Origin of the sequence: Actinoplanes sp. NBC_00393, assembly GCF_036053395.1 — a bacterium.
Lineage (GTDB): Bacteria > Actinomycetota > Actinomycetes > Mycobacteriales > Micromonosporaceae > Actinoplanes.
Genome location: NZ_CP107942.1, coordinates 5,643,407 through 5,667,242, shown reverse-complemented (window position 1 = coordinate 5,667,242; position 23,836 = coordinate 5,643,407). Strand labels below are relative to the sequence as shown.

General features: G+C 70.5%; 19 protein-coding genes. 12 read left to right on the top strand and 7 right to left on the bottom strand.

Translation table 11 applies throughout. The annotated features are described in order from the left end of the window. Nucleotides 1-71: 71 nt before the first annotated feature. Nucleotides 72-674 (bottom strand): SGNH/GDSL hydrolase family protein, encoded by a 603-nt coding sequence (locus OHA21_RS26470; protein ID WP_328478172.1) that lies wholly within the window; start codon nt 672-674, stop codon nt 72-74. Nucleotides 675-866: 192 nt separating this feature from the next. Here OHA21_RS26470 and OHA21_RS26465 point away from each other — a divergent pair, with 192 nt between their 5' ends. From OHA21_RS26465 to OHA21_RS26445, 5 genes are read left to right on the top strand one after another with little or no spacing between them, the layout of a single operon-like run. Continuing rightward, a complete protein-coding gene (locus OHA21_RS26465; RefSeq protein ID WP_328478171.1) occupies nt 867-2,564 on the top strand; it encodes an ABC transporter substrate-binding protein in 1,698 nt (565 codons plus the stop codon). Between the two features lie 3 nt (nt 2,565-2,567). Beyond that, complete coding sequence (locus OHA21_RS26460; protein ID WP_328478169.1) at nt 2,568-3,554, top strand: ABC transporter permease; 987 nt, start codon at nt 2,568-2,570, stop codon at nt 3,552-3,554. Between the two features lie 12 nt (nt 3,555-3,566). Beyond that, entirely contained in the window at nt 3,567-4,529 is a 963-nt protein-coding gene (locus tag OHA21_RS26455) for an ABC transporter permease (protein WP_328478167.1), read from the top strand. Then, complete coding sequence (locus OHA21_RS26450) at nt 4,526-5,464, top strand: ABC transporter ATP-binding protein (RefSeq protein WP_328478165.1); 939 nt, start codon at nt 4,526-4,528, stop codon at nt 5,462-5,464. Before OHA21_RS26455 ends, OHA21_RS26450 begins: the two co-directional genes overlap by 4 nt. After that, entirely contained in the window at nt 5,461-6,267 is an 807-nt protein-coding gene (locus OHA21_RS26445; RefSeq protein WP_328478163.1) for an ABC transporter ATP-binding protein, read from the top strand. Before OHA21_RS26450 ends, OHA21_RS26445 begins: the two co-directional genes overlap by 4 nt. 160 nt (nt 6,268-6,427) lie before the next feature. Here OHA21_RS26445 and OHA21_RS26440 read toward each other — a convergent pair whose 3' ends face one another. From OHA21_RS26440 to OHA21_RS26430, 3 genes are all read right to left on the bottom strand, one after another. Further along, on the bottom strand, nt 6,428-7,003 hold the full coding sequence (locus OHA21_RS26440) for a hypothetical protein (RefSeq protein WP_328478162.1): 576 nt from the start codon (nt 7,001-7,003) through the stop codon (nt 6,428-6,430). A 1,124-nt stretch (nt 7,004-8,127) separates the two neighbouring features. After that, complete coding sequence (locus OHA21_RS26435) at nt 8,128-9,330, bottom strand: ROK family transcriptional regulator (protein ID WP_328478160.1); 1,203 nt, start codon at nt 9,328-9,330, stop codon at nt 8,128-8,130. Beyond that, nucleotides 9,311-11,479, bottom strand: coding sequence for an alpha-galactosidase (locus OHA21_RS26430; RefSeq protein ID WP_328478158.1), 2,169 nt, complete (start codon nt 11,477-11,479; stop codon nt 9,311-9,313). Before OHA21_RS26430 ends, OHA21_RS26435 begins: the two co-directional genes overlap by 20 nt. A 108-nt stretch (nt 11,480-11,587) precedes the next feature. On the opposite strand from OHA21_RS26430, the gene OHA21_RS26425 reads away from it, so the two are divergent. The 4 genes from OHA21_RS26425 to OHA21_RS26410 all read left to right on the top strand — a co-directional run bounded on the left by OHA21_RS26425 (nt 11,588) and on the right by OHA21_RS26410 (nt 16,475). Further along, a complete protein-coding gene (locus OHA21_RS26425; protein WP_328478156.1) occupies nt 11,588-14,020 on the top strand; it encodes a glycoside hydrolase family 2 protein in 2,433 nt (810 codons plus the stop codon). Between the two features lie 3 nt (nt 14,021-14,023). Continuing rightward, entirely contained in the window at nt 14,024-14,866 is an 843-nt protein-coding gene (locus OHA21_RS26420; RefSeq protein ID WP_328478154.1) for a LacI family DNA-binding transcriptional regulator, read from the top strand. A gap of 435 nt (nt 14,867-15,301) precedes the next feature. Beyond that, nucleotides 15,302-16,096 (top strand): isocitrate lyase/PEP mutase family protein, encoded by a 795-nt coding sequence (locus tag OHA21_RS26415; RefSeq protein ID WP_328478152.1) that lies wholly within the window; start codon nt 15,302-15,304, stop codon nt 16,094-16,096. Nucleotides 16,097-16,178: 82 nt separating this feature from the next. Beyond that, nucleotides 16,179-16,475, top strand: coding sequence for a hypothetical protein (locus OHA21_RS26410; RefSeq protein WP_328478150.1), 297 nt, complete (start codon nt 16,179-16,181; stop codon nt 16,473-16,475). A 4-nt stretch (nt 16,476-16,479) separates the two neighbouring features. Here the strand turns inward: OHA21_RS26410 and OHA21_RS26405 are convergent, their stop codons facing one another. Then, nucleotides 16,480-18,000 carry a serine hydrolase domain-containing protein gene (locus tag OHA21_RS26405; RefSeq protein ID WP_328478148.1) on the bottom strand — a complete coding sequence of 507 codons (1,521 nt, stop codon included), beginning with the start codon at nt 17,998-18,000 and terminating at the stop codon, nt 16,480-16,482. A gap of 125 nt (nt 18,001-18,125) precedes the next feature. Here OHA21_RS26405 and OHA21_RS26400 point away from each other — a divergent pair, with 125 nt between their 5' ends. The 3 genes from OHA21_RS26400 (at nt 18,126) to OHA21_RS26390 (ending at nt 22,579) form a co-directional block, all read left to right on the top strand. Beyond that, nucleotides 18,126-19,517 (top strand): hypothetical protein, encoded by a 1,392-nt coding sequence (locus OHA21_RS26400; protein WP_328478147.1) that lies wholly within the window; start codon nt 18,126-18,128, stop codon nt 19,515-19,517. Between the two features lie 16 nt (nt 19,518-19,533). Next, nucleotides 19,534-21,471: a hybrid sensor histidine kinase/response regulator gene (locus OHA21_RS26395; protein ID WP_328478146.1), complete on the top strand. Its 1,938-nt coding sequence runs from the start codon at nt 19,534-19,536 to the stop codon at nt 21,469-21,471. A gap of 67 nt (nt 21,472-21,538) precedes the next feature. Continuing rightward, nucleotides 21,539-22,579, top strand: coding sequence for a pectinesterase family protein (locus tag OHA21_RS26390; protein WP_328478145.1), 1,041 nt, complete (start codon nt 21,539-21,541; stop codon nt 22,577-22,579). A 93-nt stretch (nt 22,580-22,672) separates the two neighbouring features. Here OHA21_RS26390 and OHA21_RS26385 read toward each other — a convergent pair whose 3' ends face one another. Further along, nucleotides 22,673-22,999, bottom strand: a complete 327-nt coding sequence (locus OHA21_RS26385) for a hypothetical protein (protein WP_328478143.1) — start codon at nt 22,997-22,999, stop codon at nt 22,673-22,675. Beyond that, nucleotides 22,996-23,736: a hypothetical protein gene (locus tag OHA21_RS26380; protein WP_328478141.1), complete on the bottom strand. Its 741-nt coding sequence runs from the start codon at nt 23,734-23,736 to the stop codon at nt 22,996-22,998. The genes OHA21_RS26385 and OHA21_RS26380 overlap by 4 nt, the downstream gene beginning before the upstream one ends. Nucleotides 23,737-23,836: the final 100 nt, after the last annotated feature.

The following is a 23,836-nucleotide window of genomic DNA, read 5'->3' as shown; positions in this document are numbered from 1 at the left end:
GGGAGCGCTCCCACGATGCGCTGAAGGTTTCATGATTGTCAATGGTTGGTGTGAATCATGTCCCGGAGAATCTAAAATGAGTTAACTAAGGGGTCAAGAGCCTGGGCCAGCAACTCGTGCCCGCGATCGGTGGGGTGCACCCCGTCGGCGGCGATCGCGGCGGCGCCTTCGCGAGCCGCGGCCGCGGTCAGGATCTGCTGCGCCGGCAGGAACGCCGCACCGAACTCGGTGGCCAGCTCGCGTACCGTCGCTCGCTTCTCGCCCAGATCCTCGGCCTCCCAGCGCTGCTGCTCCTCGGTCACCGGCAGCACGAACGGCTCGATGAGAATCAGCCTCACTCCGGGCTGCAGTCGGCTGAGTGAACCGCGGAGATTGGCGGCGAACTCCGCGGCGGTGGTGACCTGCCCGGCGCCGTCGTAGCGCCGCCACACGTCGTTGATCCCGATCAGCACCGACAGCACGTCGGGGGAGTGCGCCAGGACGTCGCGGTCCCAGCGGGCGGCCAGGTCGGCGGAGAGATCCCCGCCGATCCCGGTGTTGACGATCCGGGCTCCGGGCACGGTCAGGCGGCGCACGTAGCCGTACCCGAGATGGTCCGGATCTTCCCGGCGACCGCAGTCGGTGATGCTGTCGCCGGTGCAGAGCACCGTGATCGGCTTCGATTGATCAGGCATTGATGACTCTCCACGTCTCGTGCCGGGCCGCGAAGTGGCGTACTGAGCGACGACCGGAAACCTGCTCTTGACAGAGCAAACTTAAGCGACTTAATAATGGCCCGTCGAAGGTGATCCGCGCCGCACCTGTGCGGCGCGGCTGAACCGCTTCACTCGCCGCCCCCGGTGGCGATCCGAACGAGGGATTCGCTGATGTATGACCTCTTCAAAGGCCGTCGCCGGGCCATCGCGGTGGCCGCCGCGGTCGCGCTCGCGCTGACCGGCTGTTCCGACTCTTCCGGTGATAACAAATCAGGCACGAACGGTGCGAACAGCACGGTAACCGTCTTCAACGGTGCGACCGGCACGATCGTCGAGAACTGGAACCCGTTCAGCCCGACGTTCCTGCAGCCCACCCAGGGGCTCATCTACGAGCCGCTCTACTACTTCAACTTCGCCAGTGAGGCGGAGCCGGCGCCGATGCTCGCCACCGGCCACTCCTGGAGCCCGGACGGCAAGCAGCTGACGATCACCACCCGCGAAGGCGTGAAGTGGTCCGACGGCCAGCCGTTCACCGCCAAGGACGTCGCCTTCACCTTCGACCTGATCAACAAGACGAAGTCGATCAACGCGACCGGTCTGAAGCTGACCTCGGTCGAGGCCAAAGACGACAAGACCGTGGTCCTGACCTTCCCGGTCACCTCGTACACCGAGGAAGCGTCCATCGTCGGCAACACCGCGATCATCCCGGAGCACATCTGGGGCAAGATCGACGACCCGGCGAAGACGATCAACCAGAACCCGGTCGGCACCGGTCCGTACAAGCTCAAGCAGTTCACCGCGCAGAGCTACGTGATGGAGAAGAACCCGGGCTACTGGCAGCCGGACAAGCCGCAGATCCAGAACGTCCGGTACATCTCCCTGGCCACCGCCGACGCCGCCAGCGCCGCGCTGACCGCCGGTCAGGTCGACTGGATGAGCTCCTTCCTGCCCGGCCTCGACCAGCTGATCGCCAGCAACAAGAACCTGACGTACGTCAACACCCCGGCGATGACCACGTCGATCTTCACCTGCGCCAACGCCGACCTCGGCTGCACCGGCCCGCAGACCGACGTCGCCGTGCGCCAGGCCATCTACCACGCGCTCAACCGCGACCAGCTCAACAAGCTGGCCGGTGGCGGCTTCGCGAAGACTGCCTCCCCGACGATGCTGCCGCCCGAGCGGGACAAGAAGTGGATCGCCGACCCGGCGAACCTCACCATCCCGGGCGCCCCGGACGTGGCCAAGGCGAACCAGATCCTGGACGCGGCCGGCTGGGTCAAGGGCAGCGACGGCATCCGGGCCAAGGGCGGCGAGAAGCTGTCCCTGACCATCCAGACCGTCACCGGCTGGAGTGACTACATCTCGCTCAACGACGCGATGTCGCAGCAGCTCAAAGAGGTCGGCATCGAGCTCAAGCCGAGCCAGTTGTCCTGGAACGAGTGGAACAACAACCAGGTGCAGGGCAAGTACCAGCTGTCGCTGGACTCGATCGGCCTGGGCGCGTCCACCAACCCGTTCGCGACCTACAGCCTGAAGTACGTCACCAAGACCACCGCCAAGGTCGGTGAGGCGGCCGGCACCAGCGGCAACTACTCCCGCTACAGCAACGCGACGGTGGACAAGGCCATCGAGGCGGCGTCGGCCACCAACGACGAGAACGCGCAGAAGGCCGAGTACGCCAAGATCCAGACCGAGATCGTCCGGGACCTGCCGTACATCCCGATCTACCTCAACTCGATGCTCACCGAGTTCAGCACCGCCAACGCCACCGGCTGGCCCACCGACGACAACAAGTTCGCGCTGCCCGCGACCTGGAAGGCGTGGGACAACGGCATCGTGCTGTCGAACCTGAAGCCGGCGGCGAAGTAACCCATGTACCTGCTCCGGAAGGTCGGGTTCTACCTGGCCGCCCTCTGGGCCGCGCTCACGGTCAACTTCTTCATCCCGCGACTCATGCCGGGCGACCCGGTCGAGATCATGATCTCGAAACTCGGCCAGAAGGGGCCGGTCAGCCCGGAAACCCGGGCGTCGATCGAGGCGATGCTCGGCACCGACTCCAGCCAGCCGCTCTGGGGCCAGTACCTGGACTACCTGTCCGGGCTGGCCACCGGGGACCTGGGTGTGTCGGTGACGTTCTTCCCCGCCTCGGTCATCGACATCATCGGGCAGACGCTGCCCTGGACCATCGGCCTGATCGGACTGGCCACGATCATCTCGTTCCTGGCCGGCGTGGGTCTCGGCACCCTCGCCGGCTGGAAACGGGGCTCCTGGCTGGACAACCTCATCCCGGTCACGACGATGTTCCAGTCGGTGCCGTACTTCTGGCTCGCTCTGATCCTGCTCTTCCTGTTCGGCAGCATCTGGCCGCTGTTCCCGCTCAACGGTGGGTACGACGTCTACAACGTCACGCCCGGCTGGAACGCCGCGTTCATCGGCTCGGTCATCTACTACGGCACGCTGCCCGCGCTGACCATCATCATCAGCTCGGTCGGCGGCTGGATGCTCGGCATGCGCAACATGATGGTCTCCACGCTCTCCGAGGACTACATGGTCACCGCGGAGGCGAAGGGCCTGCGCAGCGGCCGGATCATGCGGCGGTACGCAGCCCGCAACGCCGTCCTGCCGTCCATCTCCGGCTTCGCCATCTCGCTCGGCTTCGTGGTCGCCGGCTCGATCGTCACCGAGGCGGTCTTCTCCTACCCGGGCATCGGTTCGGCGCTGCTGCAGGCCGTCGGCGGCAACGACTACGCCCTCATGCAGGGCATCTTCCTGATCATCACGCTGTCGGTACTGGGCGCGAACCTGCTGGTCGACCTCCTGTACTCGGTCATCGACCCGCGCACCCGGGCGCGGAGCTGAGAGGAGCCGACCATGACTCTGGCAACCCAGGCCGCCGAAGCGGTGTCGGCGGACACCCCGGTCCCAGGCCGCAGACGCCGCATCGCACTGCCGCCGATGACCGGCAAGCTTCTCGCCGGCCTGATCATCGGCGGGGCCATCGTGCTCTTCGGACTGATCGGGCCGCTGTTGGTCCAGGACCCCTCGACGGTGAGCGACATCGGCCTGGCCGGGCCCAGCAGCGAACACCTGCTCGGTACGACCCAGACCGGACAGGACGTTCTGGCGCAGCTGGCGTACGCGACCCGCGGCTCCCTGCTCGTCGGCCTGATCGTCGGCGTGCTGACCCTGATCCTGTCCAGTTTCTTCGGCATCGTCGGCGCCTACGCCGGCGGCTGGGTCGACGAGTCGTTCTCGCTGTTCACCAACATCATGCTGGTCATCCCCGGCCTGCCCGTGGTGATCGTGATCAGCGCGTACGTCCCCGACAAGAGCATCCTGCTCGTCTCGGTGGTGCTGGCCATCACCAGCTGGGCCGGCTCGGCCCGGGTGCTGCGCGGCTCCACCCTGAGCCTGCGCAGCCGCGACTACGTGCTGGCCTGCCGGGTCGCGGGGGAGAAGCGCTGGCGGATCCTGTTCGTCGAGATCCTGCCCAACCTGGTGCCGCTGCTCGCCTCCCAGGTGGTCTTCGCGGTCATCTTCGCGATCCTCGGCGAGGCCGGCCTGTCCTACCTCGGCCTCGGCGCCAGCGGCTCGTTCACCTGGGGCACCATGCTTTACTACGCGCAGAACGGCCTGGCCCTGCGGCTCGGCGCCTGGTGGTGGTTCGTGCCGCCGGGCCTGATGCTGGCCCTGTTCGGCGCCGCCCTGTCGCTGATCAACTTCTCGATCGACGAGATCATCAACCCGAAGCTGCGCAACCAGACCCGGGCCGCCCGTCGCGGCTGGCGGATGTCTCGCGAGCAGCTGCGCAAGGCCAAGGAGTCGACGCTGTGAGCCACCCTGTGCTGACTGTCGAGAACTTCAGCGTCGACTACCTGGTCAGCCCGGTGGTGCACGCCGTCAAGAACGTATCGTTCGAGCTCAAGCGCGGTGAGGTGCTCGGCCTGGCCGGAGAGAGCGGCTGCGGTAAGAGCACGCTGGCGTACGGAATCGTCCGCCTGCTCAAGCCGCCCGCGATGATCTCCAGCGGGCACGCGGTGTTCCACTCCCGCGAGGGCTACGACATCGACTGGGGAGACCTGTCGCCGGAGGACCTGCGGGCCGCCCGCTGGGACAAGATCTCCATGGTCTTCCAGGGCGCGATGAACTCGCTCAACCCGGTGATCTCGATCCGCGACCAGTTCGAGGACATCTTCGAGACCCACCGGCCGGAGCTGTCCCGGCGCGATCGCCGGCAGCGCTGCGGTGACCTGCTGGAACGTGTCGGGGTGGACCGGGCGCGGCTCAACGCCTACCCGCACGAGCTGTCCGGCGGCATGCGGCAGCGCGTCATGATCGCGATGGCGATGGCCCTCGAGCCGCAGATCATGATCATGGACGAGCCGACCACCGCTTTGGATGTCGTCGTGCAGCGGGAGATTCTGCGGGAGATCACCCGGCTGCGGGACGAACTCGGCTTCGCGGTCATCTTCATCACCCATGACCTGCCGCTGCTGCTGGAGATCAGCGATCGGATCGCGGTGATGCGGTCGGGCGAGATCGTCGAGTTGGGGGATGCCGTGGACCTTTACACCAACCCGAAGCACGAGTACACCCGGCAGTTGCTGGCGTCGTTCCCCAGCCTCACCGGGGATCGTGGCTCGTTCGTCCGCGGGGCGATGGACGACCGGCTGCTCGCCCTGGACGCGGTCTCCGTCACCTCCGGCACCTCCGGCACCTCCGTCACCTCCGGCACCTCTGTCGCCTCCGTCGCCGAGGAGGCGTCATGACCACGCTGGAAGTGCGCAACCTGGTCAAGGAGTACCGGCTGCGCGACGGTTTCCGCACCAGCAAGCTGCGCGCCGTCAACGACGTCAGCTTCACCCTCGACCACGGCCGGACCGTGGCGCTGGTCGGGCAGAGCGGCAGCGGCAAGTCCACCATCGCCAAACTGCTGCTCCAGCTGGAACAGCCGTCCTCCGGTGAGATCCTGCTCGACGGGAAACCGGTCGCCCGCCGGGGTGCCGGGCTCGCGCAGTACCGCCGTACCGTGCAGATGGTCTTCCAGGACCCGTTCGCGTCGCTCAACCCGTTCCACACCGTCGAACACCATCTGGCCCGGCCGATCCGGCTGCACCACCCGAAGATGACCGACGCCGAGGTGCACAAGCGGGTCCTGCATCTGCTGGAACGCGTACGCCTCACCCCGGCCGAAACCGTCGCCCAGCGCCGCCCGCACGAACTCTCCGGCGGCCAGCGCCAGCGGGTCGCGATCGCCCGCGCCCTGGCCCCGGAACCCGGCGTGCTGATCGCCGACGAACCGGTCTCCATGCTGGACGTCTCGATCCGCCTGGGCGTACTCAACCTGCTCGCCACCCTGCAGCGCGAGGAGGACCTGGGCGTCCTCTACATCACCCACGACCTGGCCACCGCCCGGCACTTTTCCGACGAGATCCTGGTGATGTACAAGGGCGAGATCGTCGAACGCGGCCCCGCCGACGACGTGATCCTCAACCCGCAGCACTCGTACACGAAAACCCTCGCCGACGCCGCCCCCAACCCGGAGCGCCGCCTCGGCGAACTGCGCCGCTGACCCAGCCCGCCCGAGACGCGCCGGCCCTCGCGCGTCTCGGGCGCCCGCCTTTTACTTACGCCTTTTGCTTACGCCGCCGCGTGCCCGGCGTGCCTTGCTTACGCCGCCGCGTGTCCGGCGTGCCTTTGCTTACGCCCGCTGTGTGTCCGGCGTGCCTTGCTTACGCCGCCGGTTCCAGCTGCCGGCGCCGCGTCTCCCGCAGCCCGGCCACCACCGAGCCGAACAGCGCGAAGCCCGACCCCACCCCGGCGATCAGCGCGACGACGGCCGCCGAGGCACCCATCGCGTACGCAAGGAAGCCGCCCAGCCCCAGCCCGGTCATCACCGCGCCCAGCCAGTGGTACATCGGCATCTGCCAGGCCCACGCCAGCGCGAAGAAGTGCGTCCCCACCACCACAGCGATCCAGGCCACCGAGACGTCCGGCGCCTCCAGCACCTCGTTGATCACCGCAAGCCCGCCGAAGAGCGCCACAACCTCCGCCGCGACGATCAGCCAGTACCTCTTGTCCGAAAACCCGCCCCGCGCCGGCACAGCTGGTTCCCGTCGCGGGCTGCGCACCGTGGCAATCAGCGCGATGATCAGCAGCGCGGCGACGGCCGCCCCCACGCTCTGGATGATCAGCGGCCAGGGCTCCGGCAGCCCACCACTGTTGACCATCACGAACACCGTGCCGAAAGAGATGGCGATCAGCGAGCCGATCACCAGACCATCTGGTCGTCGTCCATTCCCCGTCATGAAGCCGATTTTATTGACCGCCATGAAACCAGGTGGTCCCGCTTTTCGGGGGTACGAGCAAGAGCCGTCCCCGACCCAGCTACCCAGTCCCTCACTACCGCGCGATCCAGGCGGCCCCTCCCGGCCCCACCGCGACCGCCGGGCCCATGAAGGCCGCCGAGCCCATAACCGCCGAGCACATAAGGGCCGAGCCCATGAAGGCCGAGCCCATGATGGCCACCGAGCCTATGGAAACCGCTCGGCAACCCCTTCCGCGCCGCTACGTCCACCGCAGCTGTACCCACCCGCAGCAGGTATGCCGGTCCCGCAGCAGGTATGCCGGTCCCGCCAAGCCCCACACCAGCGGTGTGTCCCCGTGCCGGTGGTCGCTGATCTTGCTCAGCTGGCCCGCAGGGCCGTTTCCAGCACGTTGAAACAGCCCTGACGCCCAGCCGAGCTCCCGCAGCCGCCGTGCCCGTGGCGATCTTGGGCGATTTGCCACACTCGGGTGTGGTTGCGCGCCCAAGATCGACAACCCCCTCACCAGCCGGCGGTGAGGAACGGAATGACGCCCGCTTCCGGCACCCGAGGGCCAGCCCGGTCTCGCCGGCTGGCACTGACGCATGGAATAGCGCCGTATTAGATGCTTGAGTGCCAGCTGAGCTCTGCCGGCTGGCGGTGACGCATGGAATGGCGGCCGTATTAGGTGCTTGAGTGCCAGCTGAGCTCTGCCGGCTGGCGGTGACGCATGGAATGGCGGCCGTATTAGGTGCTTGAGTGCCAGCTGAGCCCTGCCGGCTGGCGGTGACGCATGGAATGGCGGCCGTATTAGGTGCTTGAGTGCCAGCTGAGCCCTGCCGGCTGGCGGTGACGCATGGAATGGCGGCCGTATTAGGTGCTTGAGTGCCAGCTGACCTCTGCCGGCTGGCGGTGATGCATGGAATGGCGGGCGGGTTTGGTGCCTCGGCGTCAGCCGAGCCGGGGTCGAGCCGGGCCGAGCCGAGCCGGGCCGAGCCGAGCCAGGCCGGGGCGAGCCGGGGTCGAGCCGGGCCGAGCCGGGCCGAGCCGGGCCGAGCCGAGCCGGGGCGGGCCGGGCCAAGCCGGGCCGAGCCGAGCCGGGCTGGGCCGGGTCGGGCCGAGCCGGGTCAGCGGCGCAGGTGGGACTGGAGCACCAGGGCGGCCGCGCCCGTAGCGGAAGCTGTGGCGGCAGCCAGCGAGACGGTCACCGTCACGGAGCGGCGCCACGTGCGGTTGTCCGCAGCCGACACCCGGCGCATGATGGCCGGGCCGTAGACGAACGACGCCGCCGCGAAGCCCGGCCCGGTCAGCACCACCAGGTCGATGTCCAGCAGGTTGACCACCGACTCAGCGGCCGCGGCCACATACCGGGCCGAGTCCTCCAGCAGGGCCAGGCACCGGGGAGCACCCCCGCGGGCCGCACGGGCCACCGCGGCGAAGTCGGCGGCGACGCTGCGCGGTGCGGCCGGGTCCAGACCCGCCTCCGCAACCGCTGCCGGGTCCGAGCGGGCCGCCGACACCACAGTTCGCGGCCCAGCCAGGATCTCCAGGCATCCCCGGCTGCCGCACCAGCATTCCGGCCCGTCCACCTGCACGCAGACATGCCCGAACTCCCCGGCCGCGCCATGCCCACCGCGCATCGCCCGGCCTTCGACCACGATGCCGGAGCCGATGCCGCTGCCCATGTACAGGGCCGCGAACGCCTGCTCCGGCCCCACCCGGGCCACCCAGTACTCGCCGACCGCGGCAGCCGTAGCGTCGTTTTCCACCAGCACCGGCCACCCGGTCGCTTCGGCCAGGCGTTCGCCGAGTTCTTCGCTGTCCCAGCCGCGCAGGTGCGGCGGGGCGTCGTCGAAGCGGGCCATGTTGCCGCGCGGCCCCGGCCAGACCACGCCGACGCCGAGGCAGCGGGCCCGGTCGACGCCGGAGCCGGCGAGCAGGGTGCCGATCTCGGCGGTCAGCTGGGGGAGCAGGTCACCGGCCGGCGCCGGGCGCGCCAGGCGGGAGATGACGCCGCCGGTCTGGCCGGTGAGCACGTACGTGGTGACGTCCCGGTCCAGGTAGACGCCGACTGCGAGCCGGGCTGCCGGGTCGAGGCGCAGCAGCGTACGCGGTTTGCCGCCGGTCGGGGTGCGGCCGGTTTCGACGACCAGTCCTTCTTCGAGCAGACGGCGTACGGTCATCGACACGGCCGCCTCGGTGAGCCCAGTCATCGCCGCCAGTTCGACCCGGCTCAGCGGCTCGGAGGCGCGGATCGCGTCGAGGATGCTCTCCCGGGCGGCTGGGCGGCGCCCCCGGCCCGGCCGGGCGTCACCGACCGTTTCTCTCACTCAGGTCACCACCTTGGGGCGAGACAGCCGTGGCGCGCACGAGCAGGACGCGATCGGGGTACAGCACCGGGAGCCGCAGCCCGGACGTGCCGAGCGCGCGCCCGGTCAGACGGACGCCGTGCGGCGTGCACCAGGGTAACGCAGCGCCCCAGGCTGCGGCGTTGCCGTCCGGCGCGTCGCCGGGTGGCTGTGGGCGCACGTGGTAGACCCGGTCCGGATCGAGCCCCGGCAGGGCGACCGTGCCCGGGGGATAGGCGTCGCTCGTGGCGGTGGCGGTCAGCGCGAAGATCGCGTCCGATGCGCCGACCACCCCGGTGACCGAGTACGCGGGGTCGGCCACGTCGCCGTGCACCAGCGTGCCGGTGTGCAGCAGCCCGCGCAGCTCCTTGTAGAGGGCCACCCACTCGGCGAGGCGTTCGCGGTCGGCGGACGAGGCGGCCGTCAGATCCCACTCGACGCCGAAATGTCCGAACAGAGCCGAGCCGGCCCGCATGTCCAGCGGCAGCGACCGGTGGGTGGTGTGCGAGACCGGCGCGCCCACGTGGGAGCCGATCAGTTCCAGTGGCACCAGCAGAGACGTCCACCGCTGCAGTGGCACCCGCTCGTGCGCGTCGATGCAGTCCGACGCCCAGATCCGGTCGGTACGCGCGAGAATCTCCAGATCGACCCGCCCACCGCCGGACGAGCACGACTCGATCTCCACGCCTGGATGCAGCGCCCGCAGCTCGTCGAGGAGCCGGTAGACAGCGTGTGTCTGGTCGTGCACCCCGGCCCGCCCGGTCGCCGTATGTCCCGCGTCGACCAGGTCCCGGTTGTGATCCCATTTCAGGTACGCGATGTCGTACTCGGTGAGCAGCGCGTCAAGGCGGTCGCGCACGTACTCGTACGCCGATGGATTGCCCAGATCGAGCACCTGCTGAGCCCGCGCCGTCGGGGGGAGCCGGTCCCCGGCGGCCATCATCCAGTCCGGATGGGCGCGCGCCAGCTCCGAATCCGGATTGATCATCTCGGGTTCCACCCAGAGCCCGAACTCCATGCCCAGATCGCGGACCACGCTGATCAGCGGTCCCAGACCGTCCGGCCAGACATCGGGGGAGACGAACCAGTCGCCGAGACCGGACGTGTCGTCGCGGCGCGAGCCGAACCAGCCGTCGTCCAGCACGAACCGCTCGGCGCCCACGGATGCGGCCGCCTTCGCCAGTTCGGTGAGTCGGCCCAGGTCGTGGTCGAAATAGACCGCTTCCCAGGTGTTGACCACGACCGGCCGCGGCCTGTGCGGATGCGACGGCCGCGAGCGCAGGTAGCTGTGGAAGCGCCCGGACAGATCGTCGAGCCCCGCCGCGCCGAACGAGCCGTAGAGCCACGGCGTCGTGTACGACTCGCCCTCGCCGAGCCCGACCTCGCCGGGCAGCAGCAGCTCACCGCCGCCGAGCGCGGAATGCCCGTGATAGTTGCGTTCGGCCACGGTCCGCGCCCCGCCGGAGAACGCGGTGTGCAGGCCCCAGACCCGGCCCTGCCGGTTGGCGAACCCGGCCGTCCCGGCGCACAGCACGTAGGCGGAGTCGTAGCCGGTGCGGCCGGTCCGGTTCTCCCGCACCCGCAGGCCGTGCGTGAACGCGGTCCGCTGCGGCGAGCGTTCCCGCAGGTGGTGGCCGGTGAAGTCGAGCAACTCGGTGGTCTCGGCGGGCACCGGCAGGAACAGCAGCAGATGCTCCAGCCAGTAGGTGCCCGGCGCGGTGCTGGTCAGCCGCGCCCGGGTGCGCAGCACCCCGCTGGGGTGCAGTTCGAGATCGATCGCCAGGTCCAGCTGGGCAGCCTGGTCACGGGCCTTGATCAGTACGCCGTGAGCGCTCGTTTCCACCCCGGTGCGAGTGAAGGCGCTCGACCACGACTTCCCGTCCCGGTGCCCGGCCAGACCCGGATGTCCCAGCCATCCGGCGGACTGCTCGGGCAGGATCGAGATGCGGACAGCGCCGTCGGCGGAGAACCCGATCGGCTGTGGGGCGGCGGCCAGCGCGAGGTCACTGAGCTGCTCGGACGTGACGTCGCCGAGCGCCTCGCCCCAGTGCACGATCGCGGGGAGCGAGCTGCCGCGGCAGTCCAGCACCACACTCACTCCGGCGGCGGTCAAGTGCACCAGATCGGCCATCGTTCCTCCGGGCTCACCAGCGTTGACGGACTTCGTTCAGTAGCTTAAGAATGTGGGAGCCCCGGCGCGGCGGCAACCCCTCAATGACATGACAGGGAGCACTCCGACATGCTCAAGACCGACCTTCATGCGGGCTGGACCGTCCGTGCAGTCGGCGGCCCGGTCCCGCCGGAGATCGCTGCCTCCGCGCTGCCCGCCGCGGTCCCCGGCACCGTCCACACCGACCTGCTCACGGCCGGGCTGATCCCGGATCCGTACCTGGACGACAACGAGGCCTCGCTCGTCTGGTTCCACCGCAGCGCCTGGCTCTACGAGACCACCCTGACCACCGGCCCGGCCGCCCCGGGCGAGCGCGTCGACCTGGTCTTCGACGGCCTCGACACGGTGGCCACGATCGAACTCGACGGCACCGAGCTGGGCCGCACGTTCAACATGCACCGGGGCTACCGGTTCGACGTGACCGGCGCCGCCGACGGCACCGGGCGGCCGTTGACGGTCCGGTTCGACTCCGCCCTCGAGTACGCCGAGCAGGTGCAGAAGCAGATCGGCGAGCGCCCCCGGCCGTACCCGCACCCGTTCAACGCGGTCCGCAAGATGGCCTGCTCGTTCGGCTGGGACTGGGGCCCCGACCTGCAGACCGCCGGCATCTGGAAGCCGGTCCGCCTGGAGCGCTGGCACACCGCCCGGCTGGCCTCGGTCCGCCCGCTCGCCACCGGCTCCCGCCTGACCGTGCACGTCTCGGTCGAGCGCCTGTCGGATTCGCCGCTGACCGTCGAGGTGACCGCCGGCGAGCAGACCACCCGCGTGCCCGTCACCGGTGACGGCGCCACGATCGAGCTCGACGTGCCCGGCGCCCCGCTCTGGTGGCCGGTCGGCTACGGCGACCAGCCGCTGGTCCCGGTGAGCGTGACCCTGCTGGCCGGCGAGGAGAAGCTGGACGAGCACCACACCCGGGTCGGCTTCCGCGACGTGCACCTCGACGAGAGCCCCGACGAGCACGGCAGCAGGTTCACGCTGAGCGTCAACGGCAAGGAGATCTTCGTACTCGGCCTGAACTGGATCCCCGAGGACCACCTGCTCACCCGGATCACCCGCGCCGACCTGGAGGCCGCCGTCGACCGGGCTGTCCTGGGCAACGCGAACCTGCTGCGCATCTGGGGCGGCGGCATCTGGGAGAGCGACGACTTCTACGACGTGTGCGACGAGAAGGGTGTGCTGGTCTGGCAGGACTTCCCGCTGGCCTGCGCCGCGTACGCCGAGGAGGAGCCGATCCGCTCCGAGATCCTCGCCGAGGCCCGGGAGAACATCACCCGGCTCGCCCCGCATCCGTCGCTGATCCTGTGGAACGGCGGCAACGAGAACATCTGGGGTCACGAGGACTGGCACTGGAAGGAAGCCCTGCAGGGCGCCACCTGGGGTGCCCGCTACTACTACGAGGACTTCCCGGCCCTGCTCGCCGAGCTCGACCCGACCCGGCCGTACCACCCGGGCAGCCCGTCCAGCCCCGGCCACGACCCGGCCGACGTGCACCCCAACGACCAGCGGTACGGCACCCGGCACGAGTGGGAGGCGTGGAACCGGGAGGACTACACGTTCCACGACAACTTCGTGCCGCGGTTCTGTTCCGAGTTCGGCTGGCAGGCGCCGCCGGCCTGGTCCACCCTGGTCAGCTCGCTGGCGCCGGGCAACCTGAGCAAGGAGTCGCCGGCGTTCCTGCTGCACCAGAAGGCGGAGGACGGCAACGGCAAGCTGGACCGCGGGCTGGCCCACCACATGCCGGTGCCCGACGACTTCGTGGCGTGGCACTGGGCCACCCAGCTCAACCAGGCGCGGGCCACCTCGTACGCGATCGATCATCTGCGTGCCCACGCACCGCGCACCATGGGCAGCATCCTCTGGCAGCTCAACGACTGCTGGCCGGTCACCTCCTGGGCCGTCGTCGACGGCGCCGGCCGCTACAAGCCCGCCTGGTATGCCCTGCGCCGCGCGTACGCCCCCCGCGTGCTCACCTTCCAGAAGCAGCAACTCGCCGTAATCAACGACACTGACGACGCGTGGCAGGGCACCGTCACGCTGCGCCGGGTCCGCTTCGACGGCACCGAGCTGGCCGCCGTCACCGCCGACCTGGACGTCCCGGCCCGCTCGGTCGCCCGGCTCGACCTGGACCCGAGCCTGCTCGCCGCCGCCGAACCCGACCGCGAGGTGCTGGTCGCCGACGCCGACGGCCTGCGCGCCACCCACCTGTTCGCCGAGGACTTCGGCCTGCACTACGACCCGGCCGCGGTACGGGCCCACACGGTTGCCGTGGAAGGCGGATACTCGATCACCGTGACCGCCGCATCGTTCGCCCGGGACGTCGCCGTGCTCGCCGACCGGGTCGCCCCCGACGCCGTCGTCGACGACATGCTCGTCGACCTGCTGCCCGGGGAGACCCACACGTTCACCGTCACCACGGCCACCGTCGTGGACGGCGAGGTGTTCTCGGCCCCGGAGGTGCTGCGCTCCGCGAACTCGCTCGCACTCCCGGCGAAGGTGGGCTGACGGATGACCGACCCGGGTGGCCTGATCGGGCTGGTGCTCACCGGCAGCGCCGCCCGGGTCGGCGTCGAGCCGTTCTTCATGGAGTTGATCGCCGGCATGGAGGAGGCGCTCGCTCCGCACGGCGCTACCGTCCTGCTCCTGGTGGTCCCCGACCTGGAGGCCGAACTGGCCACCTACCGTCGCTGGGCCTCCGACCACACGGTCCGGGCCGTCGTCGTGGTCAACTTGGTCCACGACGACACCCGCCCCGCCCACCTGGCCGCCCTGGGCCTGCCCGCGGTCCTGGCCGGCCGCGCCGACGCCCCCGCGTTCCCGCGCGTGGTCACCGACGACGCCGGGGCGATGACCACGGCCGTGGAGATGCTCGCCTCGCTCGGGCACCGGGTGATCGGCCGGGTCAGCGGCCCCGCCGACCTGGTCCACACCGCCGAACGGTCCGCCGCCATGCACACCGCCGCCGCCCAGCACGGCGTCCACGTGCGCATCGTCGAGGGCGACTACGGCCCCGAGTCCGGCGTCCGCGGGGTTCAGGAACTGCTCGCCGCTTCGCCGCCGCCCACCGCCGTGGTCTTCGACAACGACGTGATGGCCGTCGCCGCAGAGCAGGAACTCATCCGCACCGGCGTTCCCGTCCCCGACCAGCTGAGCCTGCTGGTCTACGACGACTCGCCGCTGTGCGAGCTCGCCGTGCCGCCGCTGTCCGCCCTGAGCATCGACGTCCACGACCACGGCCTGACCCTGGCCCGCGCGCTGCTCGACGCCCTCGGCGGCGCCGCACCCAGCGAGCATCCCGGCCCGCCCATCCGGGTCCTGCGCCGCGAGAGCACCGCCCCCGCCCCCGTGTAAGACCCAGCTGACGCTCACCGTCGCTTGCCGGGCTGCGAAGCAGCCTTGGCGGTCAGCCGTAGGTCCCGGCTGACGCTCACTGTTGCTTGCCGGGCTGCGAGGCAGCCTTGGCGGTCAGCCGTACGTGCGGGCTGACGCTCACTGTTGCTTGCCGGGCTCGAGGCAGCCCTGGCGGTCAGCCGTACGTGCGGGCTGACGTTTAGCGTTGCTTGCCGGGCTGCGAAGCAGCCCTGGCGGTCAGCCGGGGACGTGGGTAAGCCCGGCGGGCGCGCTGGGGCCGGGACCACGCAGCCGGTCGCGGCGTAGTCGGGGACGGTGAAAATTCGGCGGGGCGGTCGAGAAGGCGTACCCCGCATGGTTTTGATCTTGAAAGCTGGGCCACTCGGCGCGGATTGGCTCGCGGCTGGGAGGCCGCCGATGTGCCAGGGTGGGCGCATGACCTCCCTCCGCGAACGCTTCCGCGCGCTGCACGAGTCCGGCACGTTCCTGCTGCCCAACCCCTGGGACGTCGGCTCCGGCCGGCTGCTGGAGTCCCTCGGGTTCGTCGCGCTGGCCACCACCTCGTCCGGGCTCGCCGCCAGCCTCGGCAAGCTGGACCAGCAGGTCACCCGGGACGAGCTGGTCGCGCACGTGGCCGCGCTCACCGCTGCCGTGGGCGTGCCGGTGAACGTGGACGCCGAGCGGCTCTTCTCGGCGACCACCGACGGGATCATCGAGAGCATCGACCTGCTCGCCGAGGCGGGCGCGTCCGGCATCTCGATCGAGGACTACGACCCGGCCGAGGACTGCATCGAAACCGTCGCGGCCGGCGCCGAGCGGGTGGCCGCGGCGGCCGAGGCGTGCGCGCGGCACGGCATCGTGCTGACCGCGCGCGCCGAGAACCACCTGTACGGGCGGGCCGACCTGGACGACACGATCACCCGGCTGCTCGCGTACCGGGAGGCCGGCGCGGACGTGCTCTACGCGCCCGGCCTGCGCGAGCGCGACGACATCGCGCGGCTGGTCGACGCCGTGAAGGTGCCGGTGAACGTGCTGGCGGTCGGCGGCGGGCCGAGCGTGCCGGAGCTGGCCGAGCTGGGCGTCCGGCGGGTCTCCACGGGCGGGGCCCTGGCCTGGGCGGCGTACGGCGCGGCCCGGGACGCGGCCCGCGAGCTTCTCGACGCCGGCACCACGACGTTCCGGGCCCGCTCACTCACCGGCGAGGAGGCCGAAGCCGCTTTCGGAGCGTGATCTTCCTCCGCTGGATCTTGACAGCGGCCACCTCGCAGGTCCAGGGTGAACGACTCCTGACCTGCGGATTCGGAGGCCGATCATGGAACTGCACCCGGACGACCACAACACGCTGAGTAACGGCGCCTCGGTCCTGGAGCGGTGGCGGCGCAGCGAGCACGCCGCCGAGGTGGCCGCCGAGCTGATGCGCCTCACCGGCGGCTCGGTCCCGATGAGCGACCTGCTGTGGCTCGGCGCCGAGTCCCTGCTGCCCCGGCAGTGGGACGGCGGCCGCGCGGCCGAACCGGTCGAGGCCGCCGTCCAGGTGTACAACCGGTGGCTCCGCCTGGAGCAGCGCCGCATCGAGCGGCGCAGGCAGGCAGGCGGAGCCTCGGCCTGACCGGTCAGGACAGCAGCGGCTTCAGCGGCCACGACGGCACGCTGCGCAGCTGGGTGGTCGCCGCGTCGCCGCGCCGGTAGAGGCGGCCGCCGAGCCGGAACCACACGACCTCGCCGTCGCGGTCGCGGACGAAGTTGGCCCGCTGCGCCGGAATGGTCCCGTCCGGGTTCGGCAGGACCACGTAGTCCTTGCGGTAGAACGCCAGCCGCGCCACCTCGGCGCCCCCGGCCCGCACGCTGAGCTGACCGGCGTCCGGCACCATCTCGAACTGCGAGGTGACCAGCTCCCCTTCGAAACCGATCTGCTGGCCGGTGTAAACCCCCTGGTAGGCGGCGAGTTGCGCGGCGGGCAGCGCGCGCGGCACCGCGGGCAGGTTGTGCAGCCCGGTGAACCGCTGCAACGCCCAGTCGCCGATGAACAGGTCCTCCAGCAGCACCGGCCCGGTGACCGAGTTGGTCAGCACGGTCAGCGCGAAGTCCCGCGACGGCACCATCAGGAAACCGGAGTGCTGCCCGTCCCAGTCGCCGCCGTGCTGCACCACCTTCGTCCCCTCCCGGGTCGGGCGCAGCTGCCAGGTCACGCCCATCCCGTCGAGCTCCACCAGCAGGGTGCCGCCGGGCCCCGGGTTCGACTGCATGGCGTGCAGCGAGCGCCGGCTCAGCAACGGCCGGCCGCTGCCCAGGTGGAAGCGGGCCCAGCGCAGCTGGTCCCGGGCGCTGGAGATCAGCCCGCCGGCCGGATTGATGGCACGCGGCATGGCCCACAACGCCGGGTCCGGCACGAGCTCGGTCCCGGCCTCATTCGGACCATGGGGTACGGCCCACCGCGCGCCCGGAATCTCGTCGAGGGAGAACGCGCTGTGCCGCAGCCCGAGCGGCCCGGTCACCAACTGGCGGATCGCCCGCTCGTAGGTCTGCCCGGTGGCCACCTCGATCAGCCGCCCGGCCACCGAGATCGCCGCGTTGTTGTAGTTGAACACCTTGCCCGGCGGGTTCAGCTGCGGAACGCCGGACATCGCCGCCACGTAGCGCGCGAGGGCGCCGTCGTCGCTGCCGGTGTCGAGGAAGAAGTCGCCGAGCCAGCCGGCGCTGTGGTTGAGCAGCTGCCGCACGGTGGCGCGGGCCGAGGCGGCCGGGTCGGCGGTGCGGAAGTCCGGCAGGTAGCTGCGCACGGTCCGGTCCAGGTCGAGTCTGCCGCGCTCGACGAGGCGCATCACCGCCGTACCGGTGAAGGGTTTGGTCGTGGAGGCCACCCGGAACACCGTGTCGGCATCGACCGGCTGCGGGTCGTCGAGGCTGGTCACGCCGAAACCGCGCAGGTAGTCGACGCCCCGGTAGCGCAGCCCGTACGCCACTCCCGGCACCTGATAGGCCGCCATCGCCTGCTGGATCTTCTCGTCCAGCTCGCGCACCGCCGCGGGCACCTTGGCGCCGGCGGCGCTCGCCGCCGTGGGCGCCAGGACCGTGGCCACCGCGGTGCCCGCGGTGGCGCCCAGCAACGTCCGGCGGGTGATCGGCTCGGACATCGGTTACCCCCTGTCTCCAGCGCCCGATTGGCGCAGCCGCGACTCACTCTATAAACCGCCGTCACTTTCCGGCCCGGCTGTCGCATTCGTGCCCGTCACCGGCTCAACAGCCGAAAGTGCGGTAGGTGCGATTCACCACACTCAACGTCGGCGAACCGCGGCCGAAGGGACGGATAGGAGTCCCGGAGGTGATGTACCGGATGGTTCCGGAACAGGTCGGCGCTTGGGTGCTGACCGAACTTCCCCGTCTCAACCAGGCGATCCTCGACGATCACGCCCCACCGGGCCTGCTCCTCAGCGAGCTCGAGGAACACGTGCTGAGCCACCTCCCGGAGGTCGCCCAGCTCACTCCGGCCCAGGCCCAGCGGCTCGTCGTGCTGCTCGGGTTCGTGGGCGCCTCGGTGGCCCGGCATTATCAGGAGCACACGCCGGGCGGCATCGAGCATCCGGAGCACGCGTTCGAGCCGCTGACCGTCGGCGGAGCGCAGATCCCGTTCCGGGCGTACTTCACCGCCCTCGCCGAGCACACCGGCACCGGTCACTACGACCGGGACAGCTACTCCTCGCTGGTGCGCTGGAACGTCGGCACCGTGCGGGTCCGCCTCGACGACGAGGTGATCGCCGAACTGCCCGGCGTCTTCGACGACGGCCGGATCCGCAGCTACACCGGCACGGTCGGCGAGGAGCGCTTCTTCCTGCTGGTCAAGCAGGGTGAGGCGGTCGAGCTGGCGGTCAACGACCTGCTCTGCCCGCTCACCCGGGACCGGGCCAGCCTGATCGGCGAGGACGCCCGGCACCGGGTACGCGCGGCGACGGTCCTGCTGGCGACCCTGCGCAGGCTGATGGTCGATTTCGCCGCCCTGCCGGCCGAGGAGACCATGCCGCCGGAGATGTTCATGGACGTGTTCCGGCAGTTCGCCGCGCACTGGACATCCGACGACATCCCGCCCAGCGGCGCCCTCGACCCGGAGGCGCTGAAACGCGACTTCCTGCTCGGGCTGAACCTGCCCGACTACGACCAGCAGGCCCGGCGCCTGTTCCCGGCGCTGCTCGAACACGAACGCGCCGACCTCGACGAGCTGATGAGCGGCCCGACCCTGCCGCAGCGGCTGCTCGCCGAGATCGGCGCCGACGAACACGGTCTGCGCCTGTCCGACGACGGCGACCTGCGCCGGCTGGTCGCACACCACCCGGCCCTGATCGACTGGTACCGGCTGCTCAACATGCACGCCCGGGCGTCCGGCGCGCACCTCATGCTAAGCAAGAAGTTCCTGTTCAAGCCGCAGCGGCAGCGCGACGACGAGGGCCTCGGCGACCGGCTGCTGGTGTCGAACCGGGCCGGCACCACCGGCATGACCGAGACGTTCCTGGAGCGGGTGACCCGGGCCCGCCAGGACCACACCCTCGCCCCACTGCGCCCGGTGCTGATCGCCGAAAGCCCGGACAACGGCTCCGCCGCAGCGGTACGGTCCGGTCGGGGAGCGGCCGGACCGGTCGTCGTGGAGTTGGCCGGCTGAGTGGACCGGGGGTGGGGTGAAACCTCGAACCGGCGCCGTGCGGCGCCCCGAACCCAACGGCTGGCCGCTGCCCCAGATCGGCCGCGACCAGCTGATGGCGCTGATCGACCACACCTCCGCGGTCATCTACATGCGCGACGCAGACGGGCGCTACATGCTCGTCAACCGGGAGTACGAGCGCCGGTTCGGCCTGCGCCGCGAGGACATCGTCGGGCTCACCGACCACGACCTGTTCCCGGTCGAGGTGGCGGACGCGTTCCGGACCAACGACCGGCAGGCGCTGGCCGGCGGCGTGCCGATCCAGATGGAGGAGGACGACGGGGCCAACACCTACCTCACCGTCAAGTTCCCGCTGATCGACGAGGCCGGTACGGCCTACGCCGTGGCCGGCATCTCCACCGACATCACCGAGCGCAGCCGGGCCGTGGCCGCCCTGCGCGACAGCGAGGAACGGTTCCGCCTGCTCGCCGAGCACGCCCAGGACATCATCTTCCGGTACCGGCTGGAACCCACACCGGCGATGGAATACCTCAGCCGGGCCGTCGACTCGATCACCGGGCACACCGCCGAGGAGTTCTACGCCGAACCGCAGCTGATCTTCCACTGCGTCGACCCGGCGGACCGGCCGATCTTCGAGCAGTTCTGGCGCAACCCCCATCCCGGCACCCTCACCGTCCGCCTGCACCGCGGTGGCGGTGGCGACGAGGTCTGGATCGAGCAGCGGGCCAGCACGGTCACCGACGACACCGGCCGGGTGATCGCCGTCGAGGGCATCATGCGCGACGTCACCGAACGGCTCGCCGCCGAACGCGAACGCGCCGAGCTCGAACAGCAGCTGCGCCAGGCGGAACGGCTCGACTCGCTCGGCCAGCTCGCCGGCGGCATCGCGCACGACTTCAACAACATCCTCGCGGTCATCTCCGGGTACGCCGACATGCTCGCCGAGGAACTCGGCGAGGAGCACCCGAGCACGCCGGACGCGGCCGGGATCAAGCAGGCCGCGGCCCGGGGTGCGGCGCTCACCCGGCAGCTGCTGATCTTCAGCCGGTCGGAGCCGTCCCAGCCGGAGATGCTCGACCTCAACGCGGTTGCTGTCGACATGCAGCGGCTGCTCGCGCGTACCCTCGGCGAGGACATCGAGCTCGGCACAGTGCTCGCCCCGGGCCTGCCGCCGGTCGTGATGGACCGCAGCAAGTTCGAGCAGGTGCTGATGAACGCGGTCCTCAACGCCCGGGCCGCGATGCCCTCCGGCGGGAAGCTGACGATCACGACGGCCCTCGAGCACGACGGCGGCGGAGAAGACCTGGTCTGTCTCTCGGTCACCGACACCGGGGTCGGGATGCCACCGGAGGTGCTCGCCCGCGCCTTCGAGCCGTTCTTCACCACCCGTGGCCGGGGCAGCGGCACCGGGCTGGGACTGGCCACCGCGTACGGGGTGGTCACCGACGCCGGCGGCACCATCAGCCTGGAGTCCGAGCAAGGCCATGGCACCACCCTCCGGGTACGCCTACCCGCCGGCACCGCCTCCACCCGGGCGGTCTCCCCGGCCGCCCCGACCGCGCCGGTGCTCGCCGGGGCCGGCTGGCGCGTCCTGGTCGTCGAGGACGAGGAAGCCGTCCGCGACATCGTCTGCCGGCTGCTCGGCAAGGCGGGCTACCAGGTGCACTCGGCGCCGCACCCGGCCGAGGCCATCCGGCTCTGCCGGGAGGAACAGATCGGGTACGACGTACTCCTCACCGATGTCATCATGCCCGGCATGTCCGGCACCCAGCTTGCCGCCGAGCTGCGCCGGGATCGCCCCGATCTGCCGGTGCTGTTCATGTCCGGCTACACCAGCGGCCCGGCCCCCGGCGGCCAGGAGCTGCCCGCCGACGCGCCGCTGATCCGCAAGCCGTTCGAGACGCAGACGCTGCTGAACGAGGTCCACCGCCTCGTCGCCCTGCGTGCTGATTGACGACGCTGGATCCCTGGCCTACGGTGCTTCAGGAAAGCCCTTTCCTGCTGCTGAAGTGAGTTCCCCAATGCGTAGGCGTACCTTCCTGCACATCTCCACCAGCATCAGCGCCGTAACCGCCACCGGCCTCCTCGGCGCCCGCCCCGCACTAGCCGCCCCACGCCCCGACGTGACCATCTCCCCCGATGGCCCCGGCCTGCAGGCCGCGATCGACGCCGTCCCCGCCGGCCAGCCTTTCGTGATCGGCCTGCGCCCCGGCGTTTACCGCGGCCAGGTGATCATCCCGGCCGACAAGCCGCACCTCGAACTCCGCGGCCTCGGCCGCCGCCCCGAAGACGTCCTGATCGCCGACGACCGCGCCAACGGCACCCTCAAACCCGACGGCACGCCGTGGGGCACCTCCGGCAGCGCCTCGGTGACCATCGACAGCCCCGACCTGCGCGCCGTCAACCTGACCTTCGCCAACCTCTTCGACGAGGCCGCGAACCCCGCCATCACCAACCGCCAGGCCGTAGCGGTGCTCACCCGAGCCGACCGCCTCGTATTCGACCGCGTCCGCTTCCTCGGCAACCAGGACACCCTCTACGTCAACAGCCGAGCCGCAGGCGTGATCGCCCGGGCCTATTTCCGCGACTGCTACATCGAGGGCGACGTCGACTTCATCTTCGGCCGCGCCACGGCCGTCTTCGACCGCAGCCGCATCCACTCCCTCAACCGAGCCACCACCCCCGCCGGCTACGTGACGGCCCCCAGCACCGACCTGACCAACCCGCACGGCTTCCTCTTCACCCGCTGCCGCTTCACCTCGGACGCCCCCACCGGAAGTGTCTTCCTGGGCCGCCCCTGGCACCCCAGCAACGACCCCAACGCCGTAGGCCAGACCATCATCCGCAACTCCTGGCTCGGCGCCCACATCCCCGCCACTGCTTGGTCCGACTTCGGCACCTGGCCGTGGCGCTCCACCGCCCGCTTCGCCGAACACCACAACTACGGCCCCGGCGCCCTCCCCTCCGCCGACCGCCCCCAACTGACCCCCGCCGAAGCCGCCCTGCAAACCCCCACGGCCTTCCTGCAGGGCACCGACGCCTGGGCTCCGCATCTCTGCTGACCGCAAGCCTCCGGCACTCCGTGCCGATCTGCGCCGGTTGACGCTCATCGGCAAGCCTCCGGGCCCGACTTGCCTGCCTGCGCCGGGCGACGCTCATCGCATCGCCTCGATCGCGGCTACGGAGATGCCGCAGCGGCGCGCGTCCGGGTCCGCCTCAACCGGGGACACGCCGTCGGGCCCGGCGGCGATCAGCGCGTCCAGCATCTTGGAGTCGAGGCGCGCAACGCGGCGGTACCGGTCGACGACGGCTACGCACTCGGATGCAGCACCCGGCTCCGGACTGTTTCCCTGCTGTCGGCCGGCGCCGGCCGGGGCACCGCCGCCGGCCGGGGCGGTGGACAACACACCGAACAGTGCGATCAACGCGGCCAGGATCTGTGCCGCACCGGCGACGAACCCGGCCCGGAGCTCCGCACTCATTGATCATCACCGCCCATGGCCTGGAGCCGGTCACGCGTCTCCTTCGCCCACTGTTGGTCCGCCTTGGCCTTCGCCGATTGGTTCTCGAGCCTCTCGACTTCAGCCCGCGCGTCGATGACCTCTGCGGCAGCGCGGTCCTTCAGCACGTTCTGCCGCCTCTTTTCAATGTCGTCCACGGCCGCATCGTTCGACTGCTGGGAAAGGCGTTTCTCCTCCTTCTCGGCCTCCGACACCCGCCTCCTCGCGTCGGGCAGCTCATCCTCGACGGCCTCTTGTCGCGCCATCGCCCGAGCCTGCATCGCGACGAAAAACTGCTGTACGTCGGAAATCGGCACGTCGCGAACCGTTGCGACGCCCCCGAAGCCTTTCGGCGGCCGGGCGGCCCGCTCGGTGGGGCAGCCCTCGGCGAGCGGAGGCGATGGTCCGTTCTGCTTCTCCGCGGCTCCAGGCTCCGCGCCGGTGTTACGCCGGGCCGTTTCAGCCCGATCGGGCTCGGGCTTCACCGGCGGTGACGGCCGGCCGGCCGCCGACAGGTACGCGAGTATCACGTAGACAACCGTCGCGAGACCCGCTGATATCCCGATGAGCACCCACCACCGCCGGGGCGCACCGGTGACCACCAGAAGGGCGGCGGCCGTCACAGCTAAGGCTGTACCCAGGACCGCCATCGTCCAGAGCGCCACGGTCTGGGCGCGAGTCGGCCGGCGTGCGGAATCCGGCGCTTTCTCGTCTGTCATGCGGTCTGCCCTCGATCTCCGGGGGCTTGGACCGCTGTCCGCGATCCATCCGTCGCACACCCCGGCTCGACAACCGACGCTCTATCCCAGTCGCCACGCG

Coding starts and splice junctions, on each gene's coding strand:
- OHA21_RS26470 (WP_328478172.1), bottom strand. CDS start 674: ATGCCTGATCAATCGAAGCCGATCACGGTGCTCTGCACCGGCGACAGC.
- OHA21_RS26465 (WP_328478171.1), top strand. CDS start 867: ATGTATGACCTCTTCAAAGGCCGTCGCCGGGCCATCGCGGTGGCCGCC.
- OHA21_RS26460 (WP_328478169.1), top strand. CDS start 2,568: ATGTACCTGCTCCGGAAGGTCGGGTTCTACCTGGCCGCCCTCTGGGCC.
- OHA21_RS26455 (WP_328478167.1), top strand. CDS start 3,567: ATGACTCTGGCAACCCAGGCCGCCGAAGCGGTGTCGGCGGACACCCCG.
- OHA21_RS26445 (WP_328478163.1), top strand. CDS start 5,461: ATGACCACGCTGGAAGTGCGCAACCTGGTCAAGGAGTACCGGCTGCGC.
- OHA21_RS26440 (WP_328478162.1), bottom strand. CDS start 7,003: ATGACGGGGAATGGACGACGACCAGATGGTCTGGTGATCGGCTCGCTG.
- OHA21_RS26430 (WP_328478158.1), bottom strand. CDS start 11,479: ATGGCCGATCTGGTGCACTTGACCGCCGCCGGAGTGAGTGTGGTGCTG.
- OHA21_RS26425 (WP_328478156.1), top strand. CDS start 11,588: ATGCTCAAGACCGACCTTCATGCGGGCTGGACCGTCCGTGCAGTCGGC.
- OHA21_RS26420 (WP_328478154.1), top strand. CDS start 14,024: ATGACCGACCCGGGTGGCCTGATCGGGCTGGTGCTCACCGGCAGCGCC.
- OHA21_RS26415 (WP_328478152.1), top strand. CDS start 15,302: ATGACCTCCCTCCGCGAACGCTTCCGCGCGCTGCACGAGTCCGGCACG.
- OHA21_RS26410 (WP_328478150.1), top strand. CDS start 16,179: ATGGAACTGCACCCGGACGACCACAACACGCTGAGTAACGGCGCCTCG.
- OHA21_RS26405 (WP_328478148.1), bottom strand. CDS start 18,000: ATGTCCGAGCCGATCACCCGCCGGACGTTGCTGGGCGCCACCGCGGGC.
- OHA21_RS26390 (WP_328478145.1), top strand. CDS start 21,539: ATGCGTAGGCGTACCTTCCTGCACATCTCCACCAGCATCAGCGCCGTA.
- OHA21_RS26385 (WP_328478143.1), bottom strand. CDS start 22,999: ATGAGTGCGGAGCTCCGGGCCGGGTTCGTCGCCGGTGCGGCACAGATC.
- OHA21_RS26380 (WP_328478141.1), bottom strand. CDS start 23,736: ATGACAGACGAGAAAGCGCCGGATTCCGCACGCCGGCCGACTCGCGCC.